The sequence below is a fragment of the Cryobacterium breve genome (assembly GCF_004402375.1).
In the GTDB taxonomy this organism is placed as follows: Bacteria; Actinomycetota; Actinomycetes; order Actinomycetales; family Microbacteriaceae; genus Cryobacterium; species Cryobacterium breve.
This window is the reverse complement of record NZ_SOGJ01000004.1, coordinates 77,946-86,389: the sequence shown is the minus strand read 5'-3', so window position 1 is coordinate 86,389 and position 8,444 is coordinate 77,946. Positions and strand designations below refer to the sequence as shown.

At 69.2% G+C, this 8,444-nt stretch carries 6 protein-coding genes; 2 read left to right on the top strand and 4 right to left on the bottom strand.

What is annotated here, in order from left to right; genetic code table 11:
• Positions 1-99 precede the first annotated feature (99 nt).
• Together E3O65_RS00770 and E3O65_RS00765 are read right to left on the bottom strand one after the other, a co-directional pair.
• A complete protein-coding gene (locus E3O65_RS00770) occupies positions 100-1,851 on the bottom strand; it encodes a phospho-sugar mutase (protein ID WP_134361854.1) in 1,752 nt (583 codons plus the stop codon).
• Between the two features lie 122 nt (positions 1,852-1,973).
• Positions 1,974-2,807, bottom strand: a complete 834-nt coding sequence (locus tag E3O65_RS00765; protein WP_134361843.1) for a purine-nucleoside phosphorylase — start codon at positions 2,805-2,807, stop codon at positions 1,974-1,976.
• A 190-nt stretch (positions 2,808-2,997) separates the two neighbouring features.
• Between E3O65_RS00765 and E3O65_RS00760 the strand changes: the two genes are divergently transcribed.
• A complete protein-coding gene (locus E3O65_RS00760; protein ID WP_134361842.1) occupies positions 2,998-4,434 on the top strand; it encodes an NAD(P)H-quinone dehydrogenase in 1,437 nt (478 codons plus the stop codon).
• Between the two features lie 88 nt (positions 4,435-4,522).
• On the opposite strand, the gene E3O65_RS00755 is transcribed toward E3O65_RS00760, so the two are convergent.
• Both E3O65_RS00755 and E3O65_RS00750 read right to left on the bottom strand, forming a co-directional pair.
• Positions 4,523-6,307, bottom strand: a complete 1,785-nt coding sequence (locus E3O65_RS00755; RefSeq protein WP_134361841.1) for an acetyl/propionyl/methylcrotonyl-CoA carboxylase subunit alpha — start codon at positions 6,305-6,307, stop codon at positions 4,523-4,525.
• Positions 6,308-6,416: 109 nt separating this feature from the next.
• Positions 6,417-7,070 carry a Maf family protein gene (locus tag E3O65_RS00750; RefSeq protein WP_134361840.1) on the bottom strand — a complete coding sequence of 218 codons (654 nt, stop codon included), beginning with the start codon at positions 7,068-7,070 and terminating at the stop codon, positions 6,417-6,419.
• 45 nt (positions 7,071-7,115) lie between these two features.
• Here E3O65_RS00750 and E3O65_RS00745 point away from each other — a divergent pair, with 45 nt between their 5' ends.
• On the top strand, positions 7,116-8,429 hold the full coding sequence (locus E3O65_RS00745) for a class I SAM-dependent RNA methyltransferase (protein ID WP_134361839.1): 1,314 nt from the start codon (positions 7,116-7,118) through the stop codon (positions 8,427-8,429).
• Positions 8,430-8,444 lie beyond the last annotated feature (15 nt).

Here is an 8,444-nt window from a genome sequence, read left to right as displayed (position 1 = left end):
TGGCACGCCACCCGCGCAGCGGCGCAGCACTCGCGCGCGGGCCCGGGCGCGGGGCCCCGCGGGGCCCCGCGAGCAAGGGCCGGCGCCCGGTGACGCCGGCTACGCGATCAGGTCGCGCATGCCTCGGTCCAAGTCCGCGAGGGTCGCCTCGGCGGCGGCCTGGCGCTCGGCGACCGTGCCGACGGTGCTGCTCGTGTCGAGGTAGACCTTGAGCTTCGGCTCGGTGCCGCTCGGGCGCACCATCACTCGCGAGCCGTCGGCCAGCCGAATCCGCAGCACGTCGCTGGGCGGGAGGCCATTGAAACCGGCCGAGAGATCGTCGATGTGGTCGACGGCCAGGTGGCCGACGAACGCCGGGGGCGTCTCGCGCAACCGGGCCATCACCCGCTCGATCTCGGTCAGGTCGGTCACCCGCACGGAGATCTGGCCCGAGGCGAAGTGGCCGAACCGGGCGCTGAACCGGTCGAGGTGTTCCGCAAGCGTGACGCCCTCGGCCTTGAGGTCGCTGACCAGGGAGAGCAGTGCCACGGCGGCGGAGATGCCGTCCTTGTCGCGCACGGTGACGGGATTCACGAGGTAGCCGAGGGCTTCCTCGAAACCGAAGATCAGGCCGGGGGCACGCGACACCCACTTGAAGCCGGTCAGGGTGTCGGTGAAGCGCAGCCCGTAGGCCTTGGCCACGGCCTCCAGTGCCGGGGTGGAGACGATGGAGCAGGCGAGGGTGCCTGTCGCGCCGCCGTCTCCGCTGACCTGCGCGGCGAGCTCCGCAGCGCGCCAGCCGAGGATGGCACCGACCTCGTTGCCGGAGAGACGTCGGTAGCCGCTCGGCGAGCCCTCGTGCGGGATCGCGATCGCGAGGCGGTCGGCGTCGGGGTCGTTGGCGATGATCAGCTCGGCGCCGGCCTCCCGTGCCGTTTGGTACGCGAGATCCATCGCCCCGGGTTCCTCGGGGTTAGGGAAGGAGACCGTGGGGAATGCGGCATCCGGAGCGATCTGGGCGTCAACGAGCGTGGGCAGGTCGAAGCCGGCCGACTCCAGAACGCGACGGGCGGTGTCCCAGCCGACGCCGTGCAGGGCCGTATAGACGGTGTTGACCTGAGCGCGCGGGCGGTGGGCCAGGCTCGCGGTCGCGTCGATGTAGGCCTGCACGACCGACTCGGGTGCGGTCTCATAGGCGGCCCGTGGCAGGTCGGGAACGTGCTCCTCGGCGGCGACGCGCAGAATTTCGTCCGCGATCGCGACGTCGTCGGGGGAGACGATCTGAGAGCCCTGGCTGGCTCCGCCCAGGTAGACCTTGTAGCCGTTGTCGTTGGGCGGGTTGTGCGACGCGGTGACCATGATGCCGGCACCGACGTTGAGGTGGCGCACGGCAAATGCGAGCACGGGAGTCGGAAGCAGGCGGGGCAGCAGGATGGCGCGCACCCCGGCTCCGGCCATGATCGCCGCGGAGTCGGTGGCGAAGACCTGCGAGTTCTTACGCCCGTCGTAGCCGATGACGACCGACGGAACCTGGCCCGGTTCGGTGTTCTTGATCAGGAACGCGGCAAGCCCGGCAGCAGCCTGACAGACGAGTACGCGGTTCATCCGGTTGGAGCCGGCGGCGATGGCGCCGCGCAGTCCGGCCGTGCCGAAGGCGAGGCGGTCGTCGAACCGGGCGTGCAGCTCGGCGAGGGCGGCGGCGTCTTCGTCGGCGGCTCCGCGCAGCAGCAGGCGCAGTTCAGCCTGCGTTTCGGGGTCAGGGTCCTGGCCGAGCCAGGCGTTGGCGGCGGCGATCACGGTGGAGGCGGCATCCGTGGGCGTGGCGTCGGCGGTACCGCCGGCTGGGTCCACGGTTACGGTGTCGATCACCATGGTGTCGGGGAGCACAACCTTGCCTGGGGCGGAGTCGTCCGCGGACGAGTGGCGGCCGCGTGCGGCGGCATCCGTGTTGGTGTTCTCCGTGCCGGTGTTCTCCGGGCCGGTGGTGTCGAGGCTCACAGTGCGGCCACGATCCGGGCCAGCAGTGCGCTGATGACGGGCTCGGCGAGTTTGCCGGCCTCGAGCACCTCCGAGTGGCTGAGCGGCTCCTGTTGGATGCCGGCCGCAAGGTTGGTGATCAGTGACAGGCCGAGGATCTCCATGCCGGACTGGCGGGCGGCGATGGCCTCGAGCGCCGTCGACATGCCCACGATGTGGCCGCCGATGACCTTGGCCATCTGCACCTCGGCGGGCGTCTCGTAGTGCGGGCCGCGGAACTGGCAGTACACGCCCTCGTCGAGCGACGGGTCGATGCTGCGCGCCAAGTCGCGCAGGCGGCGCGAATAGAGGTCGGTCAGGTCGACGAAGGTGGCGCCCTCGAGGGGTGAGTCGGCCGTCAGGTTGATGTGGTCGCTGATCAGCACGGGGGTGCCGGGCTTCCAGGTCTCACGGATGCCGCCGGCACCGTTGGTGAGGATCATGGTCGTCGCGCCGGTGGCGGCCGCGGTGCGTACGCTGTGCACGACCCGGCGCACGCCGTGGCCCTCGTAATAGTGTGTGCGGGCTCCGATGAGCAGCGCGCGCTTGCCGCTGGGCAGCAGCACCGAGCGCAACGTTCCGGCGTGGCCGGCCAGGGCGGGTGCGCTGAACCCGGTGATGTACTGCGCGTCGAGGGTGTGCGTGGTCTCGCCGATCAAATCGGCGGCCTTGCCCCATCCACTGCCCAGAGTCAGGGCGATATCGTGGCGGGCTACGCCCGTGGCCTCGGCGATCTCGGAAGCGGCGGTCCGTGCAACTTCGAACGGGTCCGTTTCTCGCGCGTCGAGCGGATTAATGTCGGTCTTCAGCATCCCTCTACTCTAATTGCCTGCCCATTTCGAAGATGTTCCGTTGGCCAATTCGACGGAGAATCTGCGAATGAGCAGCCGAAAGGGGGTGTGAACGTCCATTTTCGGCAGAATCTCCGTCGAATTGGTGGGCCGGAGGCGGGCGGGATGCCCGGGGTTTGGCGGCAGGTGCGCGGGGCGGGAGAATATGACCATGGCCTACGACTTCGAACGCAAGCAGCGCATCGCTATCCTCGGTGGAGGTCCCGGCGGTTACGAGGCGGCCCTGGCCGGCGCCCAGCAGGGTGCCGAGGTCACTCTGGTCGAGCGCGTCGGTGTCGGCGGTTCCGCCGTGATCACGGATGTCGTTCCCTCCAAGTCCCTGATCGCCACAGCCGAGGCCACGAACTCGATCCACGACGCCACCGAGCTCGGTGTGCAGCTGTTCGTGCGCGGGGAGAAGGACAAGCCCGCCCGCCCCGAGGTGGCCATCAACCTGGCGGCGGTCAACAAGCGGCTCCTGGCCCTGGCTCGGCAGCAGTCCGAGGACATGAAGGCCACCCTGCTGCGCGCGGGCGTGAACCTGGTGCACGGCCACGGCCGGCTCGACGGTGCCAGCGGCGTGATCGTGGCCACCGCCGAAGACGGCTCCGGCATCGACTTCGACCGGATCGAGGCCGACACGATCGTGGTGTCCGTCGGGGCGACCCCGCGCATCCTGCCCACCGCCATCCCCGACGGCGAGCGCATCCTCAGCTGGACCGAGCTGTACAACCTGCGTGCGGTCCCCGAACACCTCATCGTCGTCGGTTCCGGTGTGACCGGGGCTGAGTTCGCCTCCGCCTACCGAGCGCTCGGTGCGAAGGTGACACTGATCTCCAGCCGCGACCAGGTGCTGCCCGGCGAGGACGCCGACGCCGCCGCCGTGATCGAGAACGTCTTCAAGCGCAACGGCATGGTCGTGCTCAGCAAGTCCCGCGCCGAATCCGTGGTGCGCACCGAGTCCGGTGTGCTCGCCACCCTTTCCGACGGTCGCACGGTCGAGGGCAGCCACTGCCTCATCGCGGTGGGCTCAGTGCCGAACACCAAGGGGCTCGGACTCGAGGAGGCCGGCGTGCAGCTGACCGAATCAGGCCACATCCGGGTCAACCGGGTGGCGCGCACGTCGATGCCGAGCATCTACGCGGCCGGGGACTGCACGACCGAGCTGCCGCTGGCATCCGTCGCCTCGATGATGGGACGCACCGCCGTGTTCCACGCCATGGGCGACGCCGTCAACCCGATCGAGATCCGCAACGTGGCGGCGAATATCTTCACTCAGCCGGAGATCGCCACGGTCGGCTGGAGCCAGAAGCAGATCGAAGACGGCCTCACCCGCGGCAGCATCTACAAGCTTCCGCTCGCCTCTAACCCACGCGCCAAGATGATGGGCATCAAGGACGGTTTCGTGAAGCTGTTCGCCACCACCACCACCGGCACCGTGATCGGGGGCGTTATCGTGGCGCCCAAGGCGAGCGAGCTGATCTTCCCGCTCGCCCTCGCGGTCGAGCACCGGCTCACGGTCGACGAGGTCGCTCAGGCGTTCCCGGTGTACCCATCGCTGACCGGTTCGATCACGGATGCCGCGCGCGCCATGCACATCGTGCTCTGACCCTGCGGCTCGCCATCACGACACACGACAACACCCTCGTTCAGCGAACGAGGGTGGTGTCGTGGTGCAGATGACGCGGGGTCAGGCCTCAGACGGTGACGACCTCAGGGTCGACGACGGCCATCAGCACGAAACCAGAAGCCACGGTGGCGCCGACGGTCGCCCCGATGTTGCCGATGACGCCGTCCTTATGAGAGGTCAGCGGCTGTTCCATCTTCATGGCCTCGAGCACGAGCAGCAGGTCGCCTTTGACGACCAGGTCGCCCTCGGCCACGGCGAGCTTCACGATCGTCGCCTGCATGGGGGCGTGCACGGCGTCGCCGGTGGCCGCGCTGACCGCGTGTGAGCCGGTGCGGCGCCGGGGAGCGGGGCCACCCGTGTTCTCGGAGGTCGCGCCGGGCAGAAGGCGAACCGGCAGGCTGACCTCGATCCGGCGCCCCTCCACCTCGACGACAACGTTGTGGCGCTTCGCCGGGCCGGTCAGTTCTTCCGGTGACCCGTTCCAGGGCTCGATGTCGTTGACGAACTCGGTTTCGATCCAGCGGGTGTAAATGGAGAACGGTTGACCGTTCGCGGGTGCGAACGCGGGGTCGCGCACGATCCGGCGGTGGAAGGGGAGCACGGTGGGGAGACCCGCAACCTCGAACTCGTCGAGGGCCCGGCGGGAACGCTCGAGCGCCTCCTCGCGGGTGGCCCCGGTGACGACGAGCTTCGCGAGCAGGGAGTCGAAGGAACCGGAGATGACGTCCCCGGCCGTGACGCCGCTGTCCACACGCACGCCGGGGCCGCCGGAGGGTTTGAAGACGTGCACGGGGCCGGGGGCCGGCATGAAACCGCGGCCGGCATCCTCGCCGTTGATGCGGAACTCGAAGGAATGCCCGATCGGCTTCGGGTCGTCGTAGTCGAGGCGGCCGCCCTCGGCCAGGCGGAACTGCTCGCGGACCAGGTCGATTCCGGTCACTTCCTCGGACACCGGATGCTCGACCTGCAGCCGGGTGTTGACCTCCAGGAAAGAGACGGTGCCGTCCTGGCCGATCAGGAATTCGCAGGTGCCGGCGCCGACGTAGCCGACCTCCGCGAGGATCGCCTTGGAAGCGCGGTACATCTCGCTCTGCTGCGCGTCGGTGAGGAACGGCGCGGGGGCCTCCTCGACCAGCTTCTGGTGGCGGCGCTGCAGCGAGCAGTCGCGGGTGGAAACGACCACCACGGTGCCGTAGGCGTCGGCGAGGCACTGGGTCTCGACATGGCGCGGCTTGTCCAGGTACTTCTCCACGAAGCACTCGCCGCGACCGAACGCGGCGACGGCCTCCCGAGTGGCGGAGTCGAAGAGCTCGGGAACCTCCTCGCGGGTTCGGGCGACCTTCAGGCCGCGTCCGCCGCCGCCGAAGGCCGCCTTGATCGCGACCGGCAGACCGTGGAGGTCGACGAAATCAAGCACCTCCGCGGCATCCACCACGGGGTTGAGGGTGCCCGGCGCCATCGGGGCGTTCACCTTCTCGGCCACGTGACGGGCGGACACCTTGTCTCCGAGTTTCTCGATGGCATCGGGGGATGGGCCGATCCAGATCAGGCCGGCGCCGATCACGGCCCGGGCAAAGTCGGCATTCTCGGCGAGGAACCCGTAGCCAGGGTGCACGGCATCGGCGCCGGACCGTCGGGCTACAGAAAGAAGCTTTTCAATGACGAGGTAGGTTTCCGCGCTCGTGGTTCCGTCCAGGCCGTAGGCCTCGTCGGCCAGATGCGAATGCATCGAGTCGCGATCCTGGTCGGCGTAGACGGCAACCGAGAGGATGCCGTTGTCTTTGGCGGCTCGGATCACCCGGACGGCGATTTCGCCCCGGTTTGCGATGAGGACCTTCGTTATTGGGGGCACAGTGCCCTAGCTTATGGGGCAGAGCCGCACTGCTTTTGGTTCTGTCCCACAAAAACACGGACGATAAAGGTGCGGATGCCTACAATCGGCCTCCGAAATGAGCTGTCGGTCAGGCGTTGCCGCGATTCCACAGGCTCGGCCACGCGTGCCCGAGCCCGGTCACGAGCCGACGCAGCGTCGGCAGCGACAGGCCGACCACGGTGGACGGATCCCCGCTGATATGTGTGATGAACGGCGCCCCGAGGCTATCGATGGTGAAAGCGCCCGCGACGAAGAGGGGCTCTCCGGTATTGATGTAGGCGTCGAGTTCCTCGTCGCCGATGTCGTCGGCGAAGGTGACATCGGCCACGGCGACGGCGCCGACCGCCCGCCCGGCGACACCGTCGGCGTGGTCGATCAGCCAGTGGCCCGAATAGAGCTGACCGGTGCGGCCGCGCTGCAGCTGCCAGCGCTCGCGGGCCTTCGCGGCGGTGTGCGGCTTGCCGTAGATGACGTCGTCGATCACGAAGACCGAGTCGCCGCCGAGCACCAGGCCGTCGATGATGTCGCCGCTGCCGCTCAGCGCGCGGGACACGGCCTCCGCCTTGGCCCTCGCGAGCAGTTCAACGACGCGATGCGGCGTGAGCGGTACGCCGGTGGCCCGGGCGGCCTCACCAGCTACGGCATCCTCGTCGACGTCCGGGGCGACCGTGACGGGCTCGATCCCGGCCGAGCGCAACAGCATCAGCCGCGCCGGAGACGTGGACGCCAGGTACAAGCGCATGGGTTTCCTTCGATGGGGGTGTAAGCGGTGTGGGATCATCGGAGGATGGGCACCAGCAATGACATTCAGGCAGATTCGAGCGGGCACTCCGCACAAGTAGGCGCAGAGCTCGAACTCGACGTCACCAACGTAGCTCACGGCGGCATCTTCATCGCCCGGCACGAGGGCCGCGTGGTCTTCGTGAGCGACACCCTTCCGGGGGAGCGCGTGCGCGCCCGGTTGACCTCGGCCAGCCACAAGAGCTTCTGGCGCGCTGAGACCGTGGAGGTGCTCACTCCGGCACCCGAGCGCCAGCCGCACATCTGGGCAGCAGCAGCCCTTGACCGCGACCCGGTTGACCGCGCCGGCGGTGCCGAGTTCGGCCACATCGAACTCGGCTACCAGCGCGAGTTGAAGCGCCAGGTTCTGGCCGACGCACTGAAGCGGATGGCCGGCGTCGACTCCCCGGTCACGGTCGAGCCGGTTCCGGTCGGCCGCAACGCATCGCCCGGCGACGCCGCCGACGGCACCGGCTGGCGCACCCGCGTGCGGCTGCACGTCGATGAGGACGGCTCGGTGGGCCCGTATGCCGCCCGTTCGCATCGGGTCATCCCGGTCGGGGACCTGCCGCTGGCGGATCGCCTGTTGGAAGCGGCCGCGCCCCTGGACAAGATGTTCCCCGGCGCCGCATCCGTCGACATCGTCGCCCCGAGCCTCGGCACGGTGCAGATCCTTGTGGCGGAGCAGGACGACAAGGGTCGCCGCCGGCACACCCCCAAGACCCTGATCCGCGAGGTCGTCGGCGAGCGCGAGTTCCGCCTCGACGCCGCCGGGTTCTGGCAGGTGCACACCAGTGCCGCCGAGACCCTCTACCGTGCGGTGCAGGACACCATCGACGCGGATGCGTTCGATCCGCGGGCTGCCAACCTGGACCTTTACGGCGGGGTGGGCCTGCTCGCCGCCGCCGTTGGCGACCGGTTCGGCAGCACCGTGCGCATGACCAGCGTCGAGAGCGACCCGCAAGCCACCGATTTCGCGGCCGAGAACCTCGCCGAGTGGGTCGGCGCCAGTGTGCAGACCTCCCGCGTCGACCGCTTCCTGAACGCGCTGGTGCGCGATTCGAGCGCCGCCGACCGGGCCCGCCAGGCGGCCGCGACGGTGATCCTCGACCCGCCGCGCTCCGGGGCGGGCAAGGAGGTCATCGACCTGCTCGGCGCCCTCGGGCCGGCCCAGATCGTCTACGTGGCGTGCGACCCGGTGGCCCTGGCCCGCGATATCGCCCTGCTCGCCGGGCACGGCTACACGCTGCGGCGGCTGCGCGCTTTCGACCTGTTCCCGAATACCCACCATGTCGAAGCCGTCGCACTCCTGTCCCGCTAGCTATCGTTGACCTGT

Bases quoted from the DNA above. Each gene is read 5' to 3' on its own strand.
- E3O65_RS00770 (WP_134361854.1), bottom strand. From the start codon at position 1,851: ATGGTGATCGACACCGTAACCGTGGACCCAGCCGGCGGTACCGCCGAC.
- E3O65_RS00765 (WP_134361843.1), bottom strand. From the start codon at position 2,807: ATGCTGAAGACCGACATTAATCCGCTCGACGCGCGAGAAACGGACCCG.
- E3O65_RS00760 (WP_134361842.1), top strand. From the start codon at position 2,998: ATGGCCTACGACTTCGAACGCAAGCAGCGCATCGCTATCCTCGGTGGA.
- E3O65_RS00750 (WP_134361840.1), bottom strand. From the start codon at position 7,070: ATGCGCTTGTACCTGGCGTCCACGTCTCCGGCGCGGCTGATGCTGTTG.
- E3O65_RS00745 (WP_134361839.1), top strand. From the start codon at position 7,116: ATGGGCACCAGCAATGACATTCAGGCAGATTCGAGCGGGCACTCCGCA.